The organism is Streptomyces sp. NPDC002958 (assembly GCF_055563255.1).
In genome coordinates this window covers 322206-340374 of record NZ_JBVHDS010000002.1, presented here as the reverse complement: position 1 = coordinate 340374, position 18169 = coordinate 322206, and the positions used below count along the sequence as shown (strand labels likewise).

The 18169-nt window shown below is 69.8% G+C and carries 14 protein-coding genes and 1 pseudogene; 10 read left to right on the top strand and 5 right to left on the bottom strand.

The genetic code is table 11. The features are described from left to right. Positions 1 to 218 precede the first annotated feature (218 nt). Positions 219 to 752 carry a helix-turn-helix domain-containing protein gene (locus ACZ3IC_RS04970; protein WP_467413143.1) on the bottom strand — a complete coding sequence of 178 codons (534 nt, stop codon included), beginning with the start codon at positions 750 to 752 and terminating at the stop codon, positions 219 to 221. A 201-nt stretch (positions 753 to 953) separates the two neighbouring features. Here ACZ3IC_RS04970 and ACZ3IC_RS04965 point away from each other — a divergent pair, with 201 nt between their 5' ends. The 5 genes from ACZ3IC_RS04965 to ACZ3IC_RS04945 are packed head-to-tail and all read left to right on the top strand — an operon-like array spanning position 954 to position 6310. Beyond that, on the top strand, positions 954 to 2411 hold the full coding sequence (locus ACZ3IC_RS04965; RefSeq protein WP_467412674.1) for a Na+/H+ antiporter NhaC family protein: 1458 nt from the start codon (positions 954 to 956) through the stop codon (positions 2409 to 2411). Positions 2412 to 2462: 51 nt separating this feature from the next. After that, entirely contained in the window at positions 2463 to 3401 is a 939-nt protein-coding gene (locus ACZ3IC_RS04960) for a dihydrodipicolinate synthase family protein (protein ID WP_467412672.1), read from the top strand. Then, positions 3394 to 4596, top strand: coding sequence for an NAD(P)/FAD-dependent oxidoreductase (locus ACZ3IC_RS04955; protein WP_467412670.1), 1203 nt, complete (start codon positions 3394 to 3396; stop codon positions 4594 to 4596). The genes ACZ3IC_RS04960 and ACZ3IC_RS04955 overlap by 8 nt, the downstream gene beginning before the upstream one ends. Continuing rightward, positions 4593 to 4883, top strand: coding sequence for a (2Fe-2S)-binding protein (locus ACZ3IC_RS04950; protein WP_467412669.1), 291 nt, complete (start codon positions 4593 to 4595; stop codon positions 4881 to 4883). Before ACZ3IC_RS04955 ends, ACZ3IC_RS04950 begins: the two co-directional genes overlap by 4 nt. Continuing rightward, positions 4883 to 6310, top strand: a complete 1428-nt coding sequence (locus tag ACZ3IC_RS04945) for an FAD-dependent oxidoreductase (RefSeq protein ID WP_467412667.1) — start codon at positions 4883 to 4885, stop codon at positions 6308 to 6310. Before ACZ3IC_RS04950 ends, ACZ3IC_RS04945 begins: the two co-directional genes overlap by 1 nt. Positions 6311 to 6359: 49 nt before the next feature. Here ACZ3IC_RS04945 and ACZ3IC_RS04940 read toward each other — a convergent pair. The 3 genes and pseudogenes from ACZ3IC_RS04940 to ACZ3IC_RS04930 form a co-directional block, all read right to left on the bottom strand. Further along, a pseudogene (locus ACZ3IC_RS04940) lies at positions 6360 to 6600 on the bottom strand (flavoprotein); the annotation flags it as partial. 6 nt (positions 6601 to 6606) lie between these two features. After that, positions 6607 to 8481, bottom strand: coding sequence for an ABC transporter ATP-binding protein (locus ACZ3IC_RS04935; protein WP_467412664.1), 1875 nt, complete (start codon positions 8479 to 8481; stop codon positions 6607 to 6609). Beyond that, positions 8478 to 10349, bottom strand: a complete 1872-nt coding sequence (locus tag ACZ3IC_RS04930) for an ABC transporter ATP-binding protein (RefSeq protein WP_467412663.1) — start codon at positions 10347 to 10349, stop codon at positions 8478 to 8480. Before ACZ3IC_RS04930 ends, ACZ3IC_RS04935 begins: the two co-directional genes overlap by 4 nt. 165 nt (positions 10350 to 10514) lie before the next feature. On the opposite strand from ACZ3IC_RS04930, the gene ACZ3IC_RS04925 reads away from it, so the two are divergent. From ACZ3IC_RS04925 to ACZ3IC_RS04910, 4 genes are read left to right on the top strand one after another with little or no spacing between them, the layout of a single operon-like run. Next, positions 10515 to 11417, top strand: coding sequence for an ABC transporter ATP-binding protein (locus tag ACZ3IC_RS04925; protein ID WP_467412660.1), 903 nt, complete (start codon positions 10515 to 10517; stop codon positions 11415 to 11417). Between the two features lies 1 nt (position 11418). Then, entirely contained in the window at positions 11419 to 12195 is a 777-nt protein-coding gene (locus ACZ3IC_RS04920; RefSeq protein WP_467412658.1) for an ABC transporter permease, read from the top strand. Between the two features lie 23 nt (positions 12196 to 12218). Further along, positions 12219 to 13508 (top strand): sensor histidine kinase, encoded by a 1290-nt coding sequence (locus tag ACZ3IC_RS04915; protein ID WP_467412656.1) that lies wholly within the window; start codon positions 12219 to 12221, stop codon positions 13506 to 13508. A 19-nt stretch (positions 13509 to 13527) separates the two neighbouring features. Further along, a complete protein-coding gene (locus ACZ3IC_RS04910) occupies positions 13528 to 14178 on the top strand; it encodes a response regulator (protein ID WP_467412653.1) in 651 nt (216 codons plus the stop codon). 3 nt (positions 14179 to 14181) lie between these two features. Here ACZ3IC_RS04910 and glgX read toward each other — a convergent pair whose 3' ends face one another. Further along, a complete protein-coding gene (gene glgX / locus ACZ3IC_RS04905) occupies positions 14182 to 16416 on the bottom strand; it encodes a glycogen debranching protein GlgX (protein ID WP_467412652.1) in 2235 nt (744 codons plus the stop codon). A gap of 153 nt (positions 16417 to 16569) precedes the next feature. On the opposite strand from glgX, the gene ACZ3IC_RS04900 reads away from it, so the two are divergent. After that, complete coding sequence (locus ACZ3IC_RS04900; RefSeq protein WP_467412649.1) at positions 16570 to 17814, top strand: L,D-transpeptidase; 1245 nt, start codon at positions 16570 to 16572, stop codon at positions 17812 to 17814. The last annotated feature ends 355 nt before the right edge of the window (positions 17815 to 18169 follow it).

Sequence of the window (18169 nt, the reverse complement as noted above, 5' to 3'; positions counted from 1 at the left end):
GCCCCCGGGATCAGCAGACCAGCTCCGGCCCGATCGCGCGCGCCGAGTGGGGCGGGCGAAGGGCGGGCCCGGGTCGTACACGCCGGAATCGAGGCCCCGCATCCTCCCCGTCACACCCGTGCAGGTTCCTCGTGATCGTTGGCAATGAGTCCTGCGGACGGGGCGCGCGGATGCCGTTTCGGCGGGCGTCGTGGCCCCATGGCCATTGCGGTGTTTCGCTATGGCGTGGGTGGTGTCACCGACGTCAGGTAGGTCGCTGCCTCGCTTCCGTTGTTCGTGTAGCGGTGAGGCCGTGTGGCGTCGAAGGTCAGTGCCTCACCCGCGTGTACTTCGAAACGCTGGTCGGCGACGTGCACCGTGACGGTGCCGCTGATGACGTAGGCGCACTCGACCGCGACATGGCCCCACTGCTCGTCGCTGGATGCCTGGCCCGGTTCGAGCGTGCCGAGCAGAACTTCGAGCTGGCCGTTGCTCGGGGTCAGGCGTTCGTACTGCACGAGGCCCTTCGGCATGAGCAGGCGGGAGCGTTCGCCGGGGCGGCTGTGGTGGGCTGTGAGCGGGGCTTGCTCATGGAACAGCGAGGCGGTCGATGGACCGAAGACCGTGCTCAAGGCGCGGAGGGTCTTGAGGCTCGGCTCGCGGGCACCTCGCTCCACCTGGCTGAGCAGGGTCGCCGACAGGCCGGTCTGCGCTGCAAGGTCGCGCAGGCTGAGGCCTGCCTCCGTCCGCAGCGTCCGTAGCTGGTCTCCCATCACGGCGTTCAGCCTAGCCGAGCTGTGCTCACTATTGTGCACGCTTGTGTACGAGAACCACGTGGTTTTCACGTGGCCTCTAGCACGTCCTCCCTGAGGAGTCAATGGTTGACAGTCGAAGCTTCGTGCACTTTTGTGTACACACGTAAATAAGTGCACGATTGCTGTGCTGTCCCCAATGTTGTGGAGAGGTTCACCGCCATGAGCGCCGAAAAGCATCTGGCCTTCCGAGGAGGAAGGGCACTGGCGTTCTTGCCGGTCGTCGTGTTCCTCGCGTTCTGCGTCCTCTTCTTCGGCGTGTTCAAGACGTTCGACATGACCGCGCTCGCCGCGGGAGGCGTTGTCGCGCTGCTCGTCGGCGCGCTGTTCGCCAAGTCGTATGCGGCGTACTGGTCCGCCGTGACGAAGGGGATCGGGTCGTCCACCGCGGTCACGATCGTGATGATCCTGTTCTGCGTGGGGCTGATGTCCGCCCTGATCAAGGAGACCAACGTCTCCGGCGGGTTCGTGTGGCTCGCCGAGCTCCTCGGCGTCGACGGCGGCACTTTCACGCTGTTCGCGTTCGTTGCGGTGTGCGTCATCTCGATGGCGACGGCGTCGTCCATCGGGACGATGTTCACGGCGTTCCCGATCTTCTACCCGGCCGGCGTGCTCCTCGGCGCCGAGCCGGCGTTCCTCGCCGCCGCGATCATCTCCGGCGCGATCTTCGGAGACAACGTCGCCCCGATCTCCGACACGACCGTCATCTCCTCGTCGACGCAGACGTTCCGTCGCAAGGCCGGCACCGCCGATATCGCCGGAGTGGTTCGCAACCGGGCTCGCTTCGCCTTCACCGCGGCAGGCTTCGCGGCCGTCGGATTCTTTCTGCTGGGGTCGTCGGGCACATCGAGCGACCACGCCCAGTCGCAGGAGCTGCTGGAGCAGGCCGCCGACCCGCTTGCCCTCGTGATGCTCATCCCCGTCGCGCTCATGCTTACCGTGGCGCTGCTCACCCGCGACATCTTCAAGGCGGTCACGGTCGGGCTGGCGGCCGGGATTGTCACCGGCCTCGCCTCGGGCCTGCTGACCCTTGAGGGCATCATCGGCGTCACCGACGGGGCGCCGACCGGATTCCTGGTCTCCGGCATCAGCGACATGCTCGGCGTGATCGCTCTGGTGGTGACCGTGTTCGGCATCATGGGCGTACTCACCGAGGCGGGCATCCTCGACTGGCTCGTGACCGCCCTCACCAACAGCCGCCTGTCCAGCACCCCGCGCGGTGCGGAGTTCGCGATCGGCATCGGGATCTCGTTCACCACGCTGCTGTTCGGCGGCGTGAACTCGGCCGCGATGCTCACGTTCGGCCCGGTCGCCAATGAGATCGGCGACCGCGTCGGCCTGCACCCCTACCGCCGAGCGGTCGTCATGGACTGCTTCGCGATGGGGATCGCCTCCATCGTCCCCGTGCTCAGCGCCTATCTGTTCATCGGCGCGCAGCTCACGTCCGGGATCGAGGGCGTTCCTGCCCTGTCCACGACGGAGATCTTCGTCGCGATGCTCTACCCGCTCATCCTCACCGTCGTCATGATCGTGGCGGCAGCAACCGGTTGGGGCCGCCGTTTCGAGGGCGCGGACGGTGTCGAACTGAAGCGACCCGAGTCCGTGCCGGCCGCGGTCTGAGAAGCACACCCCAGGAAGAACACCGCCGGACGACCGGCGATTGGAGCAGACATGGATCGCAACACCGTGAACTGGCGCGGCTACATCCCCGCCATCACCACACCGTTCACCCGCGAGGGCGCGCTCGACATCGACGCGTTGCACCAGCAGATGGCCTGGCTCGTCGACGAGGGCATCCAGGGCGCGATCCTGGCCGGCACCAGCGGCGAGTGGTTCTCCCTGTCCGCGAAGGAGCGCGCGGAACTGTTCGCGGCGGGCGCCGAACACCGAAGCGACGCATTCCCGGTCCTCGGCGCCTGCAACGCCTTCACCCCGCAGGAGGCGATCACCCACGCCCGCGCGGCACAGGCGGCAGGCCTCGACGGCATCCTCCTCACCCCGCCCCCCTACATCGTGCCCAACGGGAAGGAGATCGTTGCGTTCTACCGGGCGGTGAGCGATGCCACCGACATCCCGATGACCGTGTACAACTGGCCGCGCGGCTGCGTCGTGGACATGGGCGTGGAACTGCTGGCCGAACTCGCGCAGATCGAGAATGTCGTCGCCATCAAGAACTCGACGGGAGACTTCGCGAGCTTCCTCGCCGGGATGTACGCGCTGGAGGGCGACGTGCGGTACTTCGGTCTGCCCACCAACGCGCTCGGCGCCGACCTCGCGATGCTCGGCCACGGCGACGGCCTGATGGGAACGGGCGGCATCCTCGGCCGCGACCAGGCCGACTTCTGGAACGCCGTCGACGCCGGGGACCGAGAGCGCGCGGTCCAACTGGGCAAGAGGGACCGCGTGTACATGGACGCGTGGTTCCGTCCCGACTACGGCGTGCAGTTCGGCAACCAGCAGGCGATCATCAAGACCGCACTGCGGCTGCGCGGCATCCCCGCGGGATTCGTGCGGGCGCCGCTTCTTGAGCTCACGCCGGACGAGGTCGCCCGCGTCGAGGCGACCCTGCACGAGCTCGGCATCGAGACGGTTTCCCTCGCCGATGACTGAGCGTTACGACGTCGTTGTCGTCGGCGGCGGCCTGCTCGGCTGCCTCACGGCGTGGATGGCCGCCCGCGACGGGGCGCACGTGCTCCTGGTCGACAAGGACCAGGTGAACCAGCACGCCTCGGGCCAGAACGCGGGGAGCCTTCACTTCCAGCTCGAATACCGGATGGTCGAGGCGGGCCGGCAGGCCGCGCGCGTCGCGGCGGAGGCGATGCCGCTGCACCTCGACGCTGCCGGGATGTGGGCGCGTATGGAGGAGGAGATCGGAGAGCCGCTCGGCGTGCGCCAGACGGGCGGGCTCATGGTCGCCGAGAACTCCGGCCAGGTCGGGATGCTCGAGTTCAAGGCGGAGCTGGAACGCTCCTGGGGCCTCGACGTGCGCACGCTCGATCGCACCGAGCTCGATGACGTCGCACCGTACCTCTCACGGGACATCGTCGCAGCCAACCTCAGCGCCCTGGAAGGGAAGGCGGACGCCCGTATCGCCGCTCCCGCGGTCGGACGCGCGGCCATCGCGGCCGGCGCGACCGTGCGCGCACGCTCCCGCCTGGTCGGCGCGCACCGCGTGCCGACCGGTTGGGAAGTCACCCTTCGGGAGACAGACCGCGCGGGAGGCGAACGGGCCCGCACCGTCCGGACCGAAGCAGTCGTGCTCGCCGCCGGCGTATGGACGACCGAGCTCGGCCGGGTCTTCGACGCCGAGCTCCCCACCGTCCCCCTCGCCCTCACGATGACCGTCACCTCGAAGGTCCCCAAGTTCATCCCCCACCTCGTCCAGCACGCAGGCGCGCGCCTGTCGCTCAAGCAGTCGCTCGACAACACGGTCCTCATCGGCGGCGGGTGGCCGGCACGACTGATGAGGGACGCGCACGGCGTCCCGGCCTTTGACCGCAAGCACCAGTTGATCCCGCAGTCGATCGCCGGCAACGCGCGCGCGGCCGTGAACACCGTTCCCGCGCTGGAGCGGGTCCCCGCCGTGCGCAGCTGGGTCGGCGCGACCACGGTGGCCCCCGACCAACTGCCGCTCGTCGGCGCGGTCAAGGGCGCGCCGGGGGTGTTCGTCGCCACCGGCGGATCGGCCTTCACCCTCGGGCCGAGCTTCGCGCGGGTGCTGACCGGCCTCATCGCCGGGCGCTCGCCCGATATCGACCTCGCACCCTACGACCCGGCCCGCTTCGCGGAAGGGAGCGCCCCATGACCACAGACGGATCCTGGCGTCACACCGCGCAAGAACGCGGCGACGCCGTGACAATCTCCGTGGACGGCGAACCGGTTCGCGCCTGTACGGGGGAGACGGTGGCTGCGGCGATGCTCGCCGCAGGGGCCGCGTTCGAACGAGACCGCGTCGGAGCTCCGCGGGCGCCGCTGTGCAACATGGGGACGTGCTTCGAGTGCGCCGCCACGGTCGACGGCCGGCCGCTGACTCGCACCTGCCTCATTCCGGCGCGCGAGGGCATGGTCATCAAGACGCCAGGGAGGCTGTGATGTTTGATCTCGCGATCATAGGCGCGGGTCCGGCGGGCATGTCGGCGGCTCTCTCCGCAGCCGATCACGGCCTGACAGTCGTCGTCATCGACGAGCAGCAGCGGGCGGGCGGACAGATCTTCCGTCAGCCGCCCGAGACCTTCACCGGAAGCGTCCTGCACCCGACCGCCGGCTACGGCTGGGCCACCGAGCTCATCCGGCGCTTCGAGACGGACCCGCGGCTGACGACGGAGTTCGGCTGGTCGGCGATCGGCCTGCTGCACGACGACGCGGAGCCGGATGGTCTGTGCGTGGCGATCAATCACCCGGAACACGGCACGCGCGTGATCGGCGCGCGTCGGCTGCTGATCGCCACCGGAGCCTACGACCTTCCCGTCGCCTTCCCCGGCTGGACGCTGCCCGGCGTGATGACCGCCGGCGGTGTCCAGACCCTCGTCAAGGCGCAGAAGATCGCACCCGTCGGCGACGTCGTGCTGGCCGGGGCGCATCCGCTGCTGCTGCTCGTGGCCGACCTGCTCATCCGCGACGGCGTTCCCGTGCGCGAGGTCGCGTTCGCCCAGAGCATCCCGACGCCGGCGGACATGATCCGCGCCCTCGGCGCAGTACCAGGTCATCTGCGGATGCTCGCAGAGACGGGTGCGATCGTGGCGCGGCTGGTGCGCAAGGGCGTTCGCGTCTCGGCCCGGACCATCGTGACGGCCGCCCACGGCACGGAACACGTGTCCCGGATCGAGCTTGCCAGGGTCGACCGGCGGTGGAAGGTGACCGGCACACCCCGCGAGGTTGCCGCATCGCATCTCGTGCTCGGGTACGGCTTCTCCGCGTCGACGGAGCTCGCCCGTCAGATCGGATGCGAGCTCGCGTTTGATTCGCCGCGGGGTGGCTGGGTGGTTGCACACGACGAACGGCTGCAGACATCCGTCCCCGGGGTGTTTGTCGCCGGCGAGCCCACGGGCGTCGCCGGCGCCGACCAGTCCCGCGCCGAGGGTACGCTCGCGGGTCTCGGGATCGCCGCGAGCCTCGGACGCACCGTGTCGGCCGCGGCCTTCGCCGAAGCAGAACGTGGCATCCACGCATCGACACGATTCTCCGCTGTTGTGCAAAGCATGTTCGAACCAGTCCGTGGCGCGCTCGGAGACCTGGCGACGCGAGAAACCACCGTCTGTCGATGCGAACTGGTCACGCGCGGCGAACTCGACGACTTCCTCGAATCGTCACCGTTCGTCAGCAACGTCAACGCCGTCAAGCTCTCCTGCCGGACGGGCATGGGCCCCTGCCAGGGACGCTACTGCGAGAGCAGTGTCGGCACGATCCTCGCATCGGCACGTGAGCAGACGATTGGACTCGGCGGACGCTTCTCCGCCCATCTGCCGATCAAACCTGTGCCCGTCGGCGACCTCCGGGACCTCGACGCGGTTGCTGAGTAGCCCGCGTCGGACGACTCGGATGTATGTCGTCCGGCGTGGGAGCGCTCGCTGTGGCCGCGTCGGCGTGGCCGTGGTTCACGGCGGCCTTCGTGGCGAGCCGAGGGCGCCGCGGGCGGGCAGTTGATCGGCGGTGCCGCCGCCGAAGGCGGAGCCGGAGACGCCCGGCGCAGGATCCACACCGCCTTCGTCCCGGCGCCGTCGTCGGACTTCGCGAGGTCCGCGAGACCGGCGAGACCGGCGAGCGCGGTGAAGGCGCAGGCGCCGGAGCCGCCCGGAGCCGCCCGGAACCCGCCCCGTCACGCCAAGCTCTCTTGCCAGGCCCGGTGGAGCCCGGCGAAGCGGCCCGTGCCGCCGATGAGTTCGGACGGGGCACCGTCCTCCACGATGCGCCCGTGCTCCATCACCAGAACTCGGTCCGCGATCTCCACCGTGGAGAGGCGGTGGGCGATCACCACCGCGGTGCGGCCGTGCAGCACCGTGTCCATGGCCCGTTGCACCGCCCGCTCGCCGGGGATGTCCAGAGAGCTCGTCGCCTCGTCGAGGATCAGCACCGACGGGTTCGCCAGCAGGGCCCGGGCGAACGCGACCAACTGGCGCTGACCGGCCGAGATCCGGCCGCCCCGCTTGCGTACGTCCGTGTCGTACCCCTCGGGCAGCCCGGCGATGAAATCGTGCGCGCCGATCGCCTTGGCGGCCTGCTCGATCTCCTCGCGGGTGGCGTCCGGGCTGCCGATCGCGATGTTCTCGGCGACCGTTCCTGAGAAGAGAAACGCCTCCTGGGTCACCATCACCACACCCCGCCGCAGCTCGGGAACGGCCAGCTCCCGCAGATCGGTCCCGTCGAGCAGGACCCGGCCCTCGGTCGGGTCGTAGAAGCGGGCCAGCAGCTTGGCGAGCGTCGACTTGCCCGCGCCCGTCGAACCGACCACGGCCACGGTCTGGCCGGCCGGAACCGTCAGATCGAAGCGGGGCAGCACCTCGCCGCCCGTCCGGTAGGCGAACCGCACCGAGTCGAAGACGACCGCGCGGCCCGGGTGCTCACCCGTGAGCGCGGGCAGCTCCCGCGGATCCGACGTCTCGGGGACCGACGGGGTCTGGGCGAGCAGGCCCGCGATCTTCTCCAGCGAAGCCGCGGCCGACTGGTAGGAGTTGAGGAACATGCCGAGCCGGTCGATCGGGTCGTACAGCCGGCGCAGATAGAGCACGGCCGCGGCCAGCACACCGAGCGCCAGTGTGCCCGACGCCACGCGGTACGCGCCCCACAGCACGATCCCGGCGACCGCCGTGTTGGCGACCAGCCGGGAGCCGACGACATAGCGCGCCATCTCCAGCATCGCGCCGCCGTTCACCCAACGGTGTGCGCTGTTGAGGTCCTCGAAGTGCCGGTCGTTGATGCGTTCGCGGCGGAAGGCCTGGACGGGACGGATGCCGTTCATGGACTCGGCGAACTTCACGATGACCGCGGCGACCGCCGTGGACCGTGCCGCGTACAGCACTCCAGCCCGCCGCCGGTAGAGCCGTACCAGCAGATACAGGGGTACGAAGGACAGCACCGCTACCGCGCCGAGACCGAAGTCCAGCCAGAGCAGCACCAGCGAGATGGAGACGAAGGACAGGATGATGCCGATCAGCTCCTGCAGCCCCTCGCTGAGCAGTTCCCGCAGCGACTCCACATCCGTGGTGGAACGGGAGATCAGCCGGCCCGACGTGTAGCGCTCATGGAAATCCACGCTCAACGCCTGCGCGTGCCGGAAGATCCGCCCGCGCAGATCGAGCAGCACGTCCTGGTTGATCCGGGCGGAGGCCCGGATGAACGCGTAGTGCATGCCGCCCGCGGCGGCCGAGCACAACGCGTACCCGACAGCCACCGCGATCAGCGGCCCGTACTCCTTGTCCCGGAAGGCGGGCACACCACGGTCGATGGCGTACGCGACGAGCAGCGGGCCCGCCTGCACCGCCGCCTGCTGGATCAGCAGCAACAGTGCGGACACCAGCAATCGGCCCCGGTGCGGCCGGAGCAGCGACATCAGCAGTGCGCGGGTCGCACCACGGGGCGTGGGGAGATCGTCCCGGTCGAACTGATCCCCGGCATCGTCGGAGGGGGACGGGTCCTCGGCCTTCTTCCGTGCGTCGCGCCGCCCGGCGGGCCCGGTCGTCGTCGTACTGGTCATCGGGTGCGGCCCTTCTCGGCAGGGACGTCCGGCACAAGGGGGTCCTCGTCGGACGTGTCGGGGAAGGCGTCCTCGGTAAAGGCCCCCTCCGGCGTGATTCCGGCGCCCGACATCAGCCAGGCGTACTCCGCGCTGCTGCGCAGCAGTTCCTGATGCGTGCCGACAGCGGTGATTCGGCCTTCCGACAGCAGCGCCACCCGGTCCGCGAGCATCACGGTGGACGGACGGTGCGCGACCACGATTGCCGTCGTCTCCTCAAGCACCTGCCGCAGGGCGGCCTCCACGAGTGCCTCGGTGTGCACATCCAGGGCGGAGAGAGGATCGTCGAGCACCAGGAAGCGGGGCCGGCCGACCACGGCGCGGGCGAGCGCGAGCCGCTGCCGCTGGCCGCCGGAGAGACTGAGGCCCTGCTCGCCGACCTGGGTGCCGATGCCGTCGGGCAGGTCGTACACGAAGTCGGCCTGCGCGACGGCGAGCGCCCGCCGCAGCTCTTCCTCCCCGGCGCCCTCGGCGCCCATCAGCACGTTCTCCCCGACGGTCGCCGAGAAGAGCGTCGGCTCCTCGAACGCCACGGACACCAGTTGGCGCAGTTCCTCCCGGGGCATAGCGGTGATGTCCCTGCCGTCCAGCGTGATCCGCCCCCCGGTGGCCTCGTGCAGCCGCGGCACGAGAGCGGTGAGCGTGGTCTTCCCGCAGCCGGTGGCTCCGACCAGAGCCATCGTCTCGCCGGGGCGGATGCGCAGATCGATCCGGGACAGTACGGGTACGGAACCGGGCTCCGCGTCGGGGTAGCGGAACTCCACACCCTCGAAGACCATTTCGCCGTGACCGGCCGTGCCCTTCGGCGTGCAGCCGTCGGCCGCGGCCGTGTCCTCCTCCTCGGCCACATCCATTACCTCGAAGAACCGCTCGGTCGCCGTCGCCGACTCCTGGCTCATCGCCAGCAGGAAGCCGATCGACTCGATCGGCCATCGCAGCGCGAGCGCCGTCGAGAGGAAGGCGACCAGGGTGCCCGCCGAGAGCCCGCCGTCCGCGACCTGGATTGTGCCGAGGACCAGCGCCGCCCCGATGGCCAGCTCGGGGATCGTCGTGATGACGGCCCAGATGCCCGCGAGGAGGCGCGCCTTGCTCAGCTCCGTGCCGCGCAGCCGCTGCGAGAGGGCACGGAACGCGAGGGCCTGGCTGCGATGCCGGCCGAAGCCCTTGATGATGCGGATGCCGAGCACGCTCTCCTCGACGACGGTCGTCAGATCACCGACCTGGTCCTGCGCCTTGCGCGCCACGACCGAGTACTTCGTCTCGAAGACCGAGCAGAGAATCACCAACGGCACCACCGGGGCGAGCAGGACCAGCCCCAGCGTCCACTGCTGCATCAGCAGAATGATGAAACCGATCAGGATCGTCGTTCCGTTGACCAGCAGGAAGGTCAGCGGAAAAGCCAGGAACATGCGAACCAGCATCAGGTCCGTGGTCCCGCGCGAAAGCAACTGCCCCGATGGCCAGCGGTCGTGGAACGCCACCGGCAGCCGCTGCAGATGCCGATACAGGTCGGCCCGCATCGACGCCTCGACCCCGACCAGCGGCCGGGCAACCAGCCACCGCCGTATCCCGAAGAGCACGGCCTCGGCGATGCCCAGCAGCAGCAGGTACAGCGCGCCCAGCCAGACACCACCCGGATCACGGTCCGCCACCGGGCCGTCGACGATCCACTTCAGTACGAGAGGGATCACCAGGCCGATACAGGAGGCGACTACCGCGACAAGAGCGGCACCGAACAGGCGATTCCGCACCGGCCTCACATAGGGCCACAACCGCAACAGGGTTCGTACGGTGGACCTGTCCTTGGGCTCTACATGTTCTTCTGGCATCAAACGCGAGCCTACGGTTCACCACTGACATCGTTCATGTGGTTTTTCGGCCGTCCGGCGGTACCGGAGCCCGTAGGTCGTAGCCCGTATCAACCGATCGGCCGACGCCGCTTCGAGCGCGATGGACGATGGTGTGCCGCTCCCTGAGAAACGATTCTCGTAGGCATGGCAATCATCGAAGTGAACGGGGTGCACAAGGCCTACGCCGGGCGCCCCGCCGTGGACGGAGTGAGCTTCGCCGTCGACGAGGGGGAGATCTTCGGGATCCTCGGCCCCAACGGCGCGGGCAAGACCACCACCGTCGAGTGCGTCGAGGGACTGCGGGTGCCCGACGCCGGTACGGTCCGTGTGGCCGGTCTCGACCCCGTCGCCGACCACGACCGGGTGACCCGGCTGCTCGGCGCCCAGCTCCAGGAGAGCGAGCTGCAACCCAAGATCACCGTGGCCGAGGCGCTGGAGCTGTACAGCGCCTTCTACCCAAACCCCGCCGACTGGCGCGCGCTGGCCGAACGGCTCGGACTGCACACCAAGTACAACACCCGGTTCACCGAACTGTCCGGTGGTCAGAAGCAGCGGCTGTCCATCGCGCTCGCCCTGGTCGGGAACCCGGAGGTCGTAGTCCTCGACGAGCTGACCACCGGCCTGGACCCGCGGGCCCGCCGGGACACCTGGAAGCTGATCGAGGACGTACGCGACAGTGGCGTGACGGTCCTTCTGGTCACCCACTTCATGGAAGAGGCCGGCCGGCTCTGCGACCGTGTCGCCGTGATCGACAAGGGAAGGGTCGTCGCCCTTGACACCCCGTCCGGCCTGATCAGCAGGGCCGACAGCGCCACGGTCATCTCCTTCACGCCTTCACAGCCGCTCGACGACACCGAGCTGCGCCTGCTGCCCGGGGCGGTCTCCGTCGAACGGAACGACGGCCGGATCGTCATCAACGGCACCGACGAGACGGTCAACGCGGTGATCTCGCTGCTGGCCCGCCACCGCATCACCGCACACCAACTCCGCGTCACCGAGGCGACGCTGGACGACGCCTTCCTCGACCTCACAGAACAGGCGGCCTGAGATGACCACGGCGAACCCGGCCAAGGCGATGAACACACCCACTCCATGGGCAGCGGTACTCAGGACCGAGACACGGCTCTTCCTCCGCGAGCCCGGCAGCCTGTTCTGGATCCTCGTCTTCCCGACCGCGCTGCTGACGATCCTCGGCTTGATCCCGTCCTTCCGGGACCCCGACGACGCGCTCGGCGGCCGTCGCGTCATCGATCTGTACGTACCGGTGTCGGTGCTGCTCGCCATGATCATGGCCGGACTGCAGGCCATGCCGCCCGTTCTCACCGGCTACCGCGAGCGCGGCATCCTGCGCCGTATGTCGACCACTCCGGTACGGCCGTCCGCCCTGCTCACCTCGCAGATCGCCCTGCACGGCGCCGCGGCCCTCGGCTCCGCCGCGCTGGTGATTACCGTCGGCCGGACCGCCTTCGGCGTCACGCTGCCCGGACAGCCCTTCGGCTATGTCCTGGCGCTGCTCCTGGCAACGGCGAGTGTCCTCGCCCTCGGCGCGCTGCTCTGTGCGCTCTCCCGCACCACCAAGGCCTCCGCCGCCATCGGCTCGGTCGTCTACCTCGTGATGATGTTCACCGCCGGGGTCTGGATCCCGGTGCAGACCATGCCCGACATTCTCCGGCGCATCGTTCAGATCACCCCGTTCGGCGCGGCCTCCCAGGCGCTGGACCGGGCGGCGTCCGGCAGCTGGCCCGACTGGGCCCAACTGGGCGTGATGGCGCTGTGGGCGGCCGTGGTGACCCTGCTCGCGACCCGACTGTTCCGGTGGGAGTGACCGTTCCGGGAGAGACTTCACCCATGAAAACGGGGGACATGACAGAGGCGAGCACAACCGGAGCGACGACGGCCGCACAGTGGTGGGAACGGTTCTTCCGGTACGGGCCGTACGGTCTGCTCGGCCTGGCCAGTGCGGTCTCGGCCGTGACCGCCGAACTCATCATGTCCCGCTCGGAGGTGTACGTCGCCGCGGTGCTGGTCCCGGCGGCGCTCGTCCTCCAGCTCTGGTGGGGGCGGGTTTGTCCGCGTGTTCCCCCGCAGTCGCGGGCGGCGCAGTTCTACTTCGTCGCCCGGACGACGCTCGCCTCCGTACTGACCTGGTGCAACCCGTTCTTCTCCATGTTCGCGGTGCTCGGCTACTTCGACGCCGGGCGGCTGCTTCCGCAACGGGCCGTGCGCGTCGGGCTGCTGGTCACCGCCGTCATCATGGCCGGCTCGCAGTCCGGCAGCGGCCTCCCACCGGCCGACCTCATGAACTGGATCGCCTTCGGCGTCCTCCTCGCCCTGCACGCAACCCTCACCATGGTGTTCGCCCAGATCGGCGACCGGGAGGCCGAGCAGACCCGCGCCCAGGTCGACACCATCGCCGAACTGGAGTCCGCCAACGCCCGCCTCGAACAGGCCCTCGCGGAGAACGCGGGCCTGCACGCCCAACTCCTCGTCCAGGCCCGCGAAGCGGGCGTCGCCGACGAGCGGCGCCGACTGGCCGCCGAGATCCACGACACCCTCGCGCAGGGCCTGACCGGCATCATCGCCCAGCTCCAGGTGGTGACCTCGGTCGCCGGCACCGACCCGGCACTGGCCCGGCAGCACCTCGATCGTGCCGCCGCCCTCGCCCGGCACAGCCTGGGGGAGGCGCGCCGCTCGGTACACGATCTGGTCCCGGCCGCACTGGAGCATGACGACCTCCCCGGCGCGCTGAAGAAGACGGTCACCGGCTGGGCGGAACGCCACGGGATCCGGGCCGAGTTCACCGTCACCGGCACCGTCGAGCCGGTCCACGACGAGATAGCCGCCACCCTGCTCCGTGTCGCCGAGGAAGCCCTTGCCAACGCCGGCCGCCACGCGAGGGCCTCGCGGGTCGGCATCACCCTGTCCTTCATGGGCGACGAACTCGCCCTGGACGTACGGGACGACGGCTGCGGCTTCGACCCGGCCGCCCTGCCGCGGCACAGCGGCACGGGCGGTTTCGGGCTCGGCGGCATGCGGGCCCGCGCCGAACGCATCGCGGGCACCGTCGAGGTGGAGACGGAGCCGGGCCGCGGAACAGCGGTCTGCGCCCGGGTGCCACTGGTGCGGCACAGCACATGACCCGTACGGTTGGTCTGCCATGGCTGAGGATTCCGGACGCGTCATCACGCTCGTCGTCGTCGACGACCACCCCGTCGTACGGGACGGTCTGCGCGGCATGTTCGACTCGGCCCCGGGCTTCCAGGTCCTCGGCGAGGCGTCGAATGGGGTGGAGGGGGTCGACGTCGTGGCCCGGCTGGACCCCGATGTCGTCCTGATGGATCTGCGGATGCCGGGCGGCGGCGGAGTCGCCGCCATCGCCGAACTGACCGGGCGCGGCGCCCGTTCCAAGGTCCTCGTCCTCACCACGTACGACACCGACTCCGACACCCTCCCCGCGATCGAGGCCGGTGCGACCGGCTATCTGCTCAAGGACGCGCCCCGCGATGAGCTGTTCACCGCCGTCCGTGCCGCCGCCGACGGCCGCACCGTGCTCTCGCCCGCCGTCGCCTCCCGCCTCGTGTCACGGGTACGCACCCCGGCGGCCCCGGGCAACGAGTCGCTGTCGGCCCGGGAGCGCGAGGTGCTCGCACTCGTCGCGAAGGGCACCTCGAACCGTGAGATAGCCGCCGAGCTGTTCATCAGCGAGGCCACCGTGAAGACGCACCTCACCCATGTCTTCGCCAAGCTGGGCGCCAAGGACCGGGCCGCCGCCGTCGCGATCGGCTACGACCGGGGCATCCTCGGCTGACCCTCACCCCCTGACCCGCAGCAGCAGCACCGTTCTGGCCGGCACGGTCAGCGTCCCGCCGCCACGGTGGACGGTGCCGGGCGCCACGGCCTGGTCCTCCCGCGAGGTGTCCAGGACCAGTTCGTAACGCTGCGCCCACGGCGGCCCGGGAAGCCGGAAATCGCTCGGACGGTGGTCCGCGTGCAGGATCGCCAGAAAGCTGTCGTCGGTGACCTGTTCGCCGCGTGCGTCCCGGCCGGGGATGTCGCGTCCGGAGAGATAGAGCCCGACCGTCGCGGCCGGTGCGTACCAGTCCTGCTCCGTCATCTCCGTACCCTGCCGGGTGAACCAGGCGAGATCCCGCAGACCGTCCGCCGCCTGCGCCCGACCGGAGAAGAAGGCGCGGCGGCGCAGCACCGGGTGGGTGTGGCGCAGGGCGAGGACCCGGGAGGTCAGCTCGGTCAGCGCCCGCCACTCGGGCCGGTCGAGCAGTGACCAGTCCAGCCAGCTGACCTCGTTGTCCTGGCAGTACGCGTTGTTGTTGCCGCCCTGCGTACGGCCCATCTCGTCGCCCGCGACCAGCATCGGCACACCCGTCGACAGCAGCAGCGTGGTGAGCAGATTGCGCAGCTGGCGACGGCGCAGCGCGTTGACCCCGGGGTCGTCGCTCTCGCCCTCGGCGCCGCAGTTCCAGGCCCGGTTGTCCGAAGTGCCGTCCCGGTTGCCCTCGCCGTTGGCCTCGTTGTGCTTCTGTTCGTAGCTGACCAGATCACGCAGGGTGAAGCCGTCGTGCGCGGTGATGAAGTTGACCGAGGCGTACGGGCGGCGGCCGCCCCAGGCGTACAGATCGCTGGAGCCGGTCAGCCGGTAGCCGAGATCGCGTACGTCGGGCAGGGCGCCGCGCCAGAAGTCCCGTACGGCGTCGCGGTAGTGGTCGTTCCACTCGGTCCACAGCGGGGGGAAGGCGCCCACCTGGTAGCCGCCGTTGCCGACGTCCCACGGCTCGGCGATCAGTTTCACCCGGCGCAGCACCGGGTCCTGGGCGATCACCGCGAGGAACGGGGAGAGCATGTCGACGTCGTGCATCGAGCGGGCCAGCGCCGCCGCCAGATCGAAGCGGAAGCCGTCGACACCCATCTCCGTGACCCAGTAGCGCAGCGAGTCCGTGATCAGCCGCAGGACGTGCGGCTGGACCACATGCAGGGTGTTGCCGCAGCCGGTGTAGTCCGCGTATCTGCGGGCGTCGGACTGGAGCCGGTAGTAGCCGCGGTTGTCGATGCCGCGCAGCGACAGCATCGGGCCCAGTTCGCTCGCCTCCGCCGTGTGGTTGTAGACCACATCGAGGATCACCTCGATGCCGGCGTCGTGCAGCGCCCGCACCATCCGCTTGAATTCGCCGACCTGCTGGCCCGTGGTCCCGCTCGCCGAGTAGTCGGCATGCGGGGCGAAGTAGCCGATGGAGTTGTAGCCCCAGTAGTTGTGCAGGCCGCGCCGGAGCAGATGGTCCTCGTGGGCGAACTGATGCACCGGCAGCAGTTCCACCGCCGTCACGCCGAGCCGCAGCAGATGCCCGATGGCCGCCGGATGGGCGAGACCGGCGTACGTGCCCCGCAGCTCCTTCGGGATTCCGGGGTGCAGCTTGGTGAAGCCGCGCACATGCAGCTCGTAGATGACCGAGTCCGCCCACGGGGTCTTGGGCCGGCGGTCCTCCACCCAGTCGTCGTCATCGTGGACCACGACTCCCTTCGGCACGTACGGAGCGGAGTCCCGTTCGTCGCGCACGGTGTCGGCGACCTGCTGCTGAGGCCAGTCCCTCACGTGGCCGTATACCTCGGCCGGGAGGGTGAACGAGCCGTCCACGGCCCGCGCGTACGGATCGAGGAGCAGCTTCGCCGCGTTCCAGCGGGCACCGGTCCAGGGGTCCCAGCGGCCGTGCACCCGGTAGCCGTACCGCTGACCCGGCCGTACGCCGGGCACGAAACCGTGCCAGATCTCATGGGTCAGCTCGGTCAGCGGAAGGCGTGTCTCGCCGCCCTCCTCGTCGAAGAGGCAGAGCTCGACGGCCTCCGCGCCGCCCGCCCAGAGCGCGAAATTGGTGCCCGCCACCCCGTCGGGGCCCACCCGGAAGCGGGCCCCGAGCGGCATCGGGGCGCCGGGCCACACGGCGGCAGGCCGCCCCGGCGCGGCCTGCCGCACTCCCTCCCGCCCGTCCGCTGTCTCCGTCTCCTGCACTGCCTCCTGCTCGGCTGCGCTCGACACCTGCTCGCCTCCCGCGGCTCGTGGGGACCGGCACCGAAAAGGAGCGCACGGCGTCTTGGCCGTGGCTCCCCGAGTGTGGTCCTCCCCCCTGTTCTGCCCACACCGGCGCCCGCACTCACGTTTCCCCCGACCGGCCCCGGTCGTTGGGGGGACGTGAACCACGTAGCGAAGAGGGCGGTGGCGAGCTCGGCCACCGTGCTGACATGGGCGGGGCTGCTCGCCGTGCCGGCCCTGCTGAGCGGCTGCACCGGCGCCGGATCCATCTTCGGCGAGAAGGAGCGCTCCCCGCAGGACGCGATCACGATCAGCCCGCGGGACGGGGCGAGGAACGTCGGTCCGGACGACCGGATGGAGGTGAAGGTTCCCGACGGGCGGCTGGAGAGCGTCAAGGTGACGCGGATCGAGGACGCGCAGCGTCAGGAGGTACCGGGCCGGATCGCGCAGGACGGTCTCTCCTGGGCGCCCCGGGGGGAGACGGGCCGGCTCAGGCTCGCCGCCGAGTACAGCGTCGACGCGGTCGCCGTGGACGGTGCCGGGCACCGCTCGGCCCGCCACACCACGTTCACCACGGCGGTCCCCCGACACCGCTTCATCGGCTACTTCAAACCGGAGAACCGGTCCACGGTCGGCACCGGAATGATCATTTCCTTCGACTTCAACCGCCCGGTCAAGAACCGTGCGGCCGTGCAGAAGGCCATCCGGGTGACCTCGGTTCCGGCGGTCGAGGTGGTGGGGCACTGGTTCGGCGACAAGCGTCTCGACTTCCGCCCCGCCGCCTACTGGGCGCCGGGCACCGAGGTCACCGTCAAGGTGGGGCTGCGGGATGTGGAGGGTGCGCCACGCGTGTACGGCACCCAGGACAAGACGGTCACCTTCAAGGTGGGCCGTTCCCAGACGTCTCGTGTCGACGTGGCCGCCCACACGATGGAGGTGCGCCGCGACGGCCGGCTCGTCGCCACGGTCCCGGTCACGGCGGGCTACCCGGGGATGGACACGTACAACGGGAAGATGGTCGTCAGCGAGATGCACGAGGTGACCCGGATGGACGGCCGCACGGTCGGCTTCGGCGGCGAGTACGACATCGAGGACGTCCCGCACGCCCTCCGGCTCACCAACTCCGGCACCTTCCTGCACGGCAACTACTGGTCGGACGAGGACGTCTTCGGCTCGGCCAACGTCAGCCACGGCTGCGTCGGGCTGAGCGATGTGCAGGGCGGCAGCAGCGACACCCCGGCCGGCTGGTTCTTCGACCGGACACTCGTCGGAGATGTGGTCGAGGTCGTCAACTCCAAGGACAAGAAGGTCGCACCGGACAACGGACTCGGAGGCTGGAATCTGAACTGGAGCCGGTGGAAGGCCGGCTCCGCCCTCCGCCAGGCTTCGTCGGATCTTCCTTGAGCCTGTTGTTCAACCCAGCAGATTCGAATACGTCTGACCGGCGCTTTCAGGCGCGACCAACGCGCCCGCGACGGGGTCGAATCGGGTGAAAACGCCCAGCCGGCACGGCGGAGGGCCGTGTTCGAACGGCGAGGTTGAATCTCAAGCTGAGAGCCTGTCCGGTGGATCAGGGCAGCACAGGCCCGGGCGGGCCCCGCCGTACCCGTGCCCCCCGCCACCCGGCCGAGTCCCGGGGCAAGTTATGACTGAACAGTGACATTCTGGGGGTCATCTCCCTCGGGTCAGTGTGATTATCTTTCGCTGAGCGTGCATGTGTAGCGCGCGGGGGCGGGGGCCTGCGGGCTCCCAGGGCCTT

Bases quoted from the DNA above. Each gene is read 5' to 3' on its own strand.
- ACZ3IC_RS04925 (WP_467412660.1), top strand. From the start codon at position 10,515: ATGGCAATCATCGAAGTGAACGGGGTGCACAAGGCCTACGCCGGGCGC.
- ACZ3IC_RS04945 (WP_467412667.1), top strand. From the start codon at position 4,883: ATGTTTGATCTCGCGATCATAGGCGCGGGTCCGGCGGGCATGTCGGCG.
- ACZ3IC_RS04935 (WP_467412664.1), bottom strand. From the start codon at position 8,481: ATGACCAGTACGACGACGACCGGGCCCGCCGGGCGGCGCGACGCACGG.
- ACZ3IC_RS04965 (WP_467412674.1), top strand. From the start codon at position 954: ATGAGCGCCGAAAAGCATCTGGCCTTCCGAGGAGGAAGGGCACTGGCG.
- ACZ3IC_RS04920 (WP_467412658.1), top strand. From the start codon at position 11,419: ATGACCACGGCGAACCCGGCCAAGGCGATGAACACACCCACTCCATGG.
- ACZ3IC_RS04950 (WP_467412669.1), top strand. From the start codon at position 4,593: ATGACCACAGACGGATCCTGGCGTCACACCGCGCAAGAACGCGGCGAC.
- ACZ3IC_RS04970 (WP_467413143.1), bottom strand. From the start codon at position 752: ATGGGAGACCAGCTACGGACGCTGCGGACGGAGGCAGGCCTCAGCCTG.
- ACZ3IC_RS04930 (WP_467412663.1), bottom strand. From the start codon at position 10,349: ATGCCAGAAGAACATGTAGAGCCCAAGGACAGGTCCACCGTACGAACC.
- ACZ3IC_RS04915 (WP_467412656.1), top strand. From the start codon at position 12,219: ATGAAAACGGGGGACATGACAGAGGCGAGCACAACCGGAGCGACGACG.
- ACZ3IC_RS04955 (WP_467412670.1), top strand. From the start codon at position 3,394: ATGACTGAGCGTTACGACGTCGTTGTCGTCGGCGGCGGCCTGCTCGGC.
- ACZ3IC_RS04910 (WP_467412653.1), top strand. From the start codon at position 13,528: ATGGCTGAGGATTCCGGACGCGTCATCACGCTCGTCGTCGTCGACGAC.
- ACZ3IC_RS04960 (WP_467412672.1), top strand. From the start codon at position 2,463: ATGGATCGCAACACCGTGAACTGGCGCGGCTACATCCCCGCCATCACC.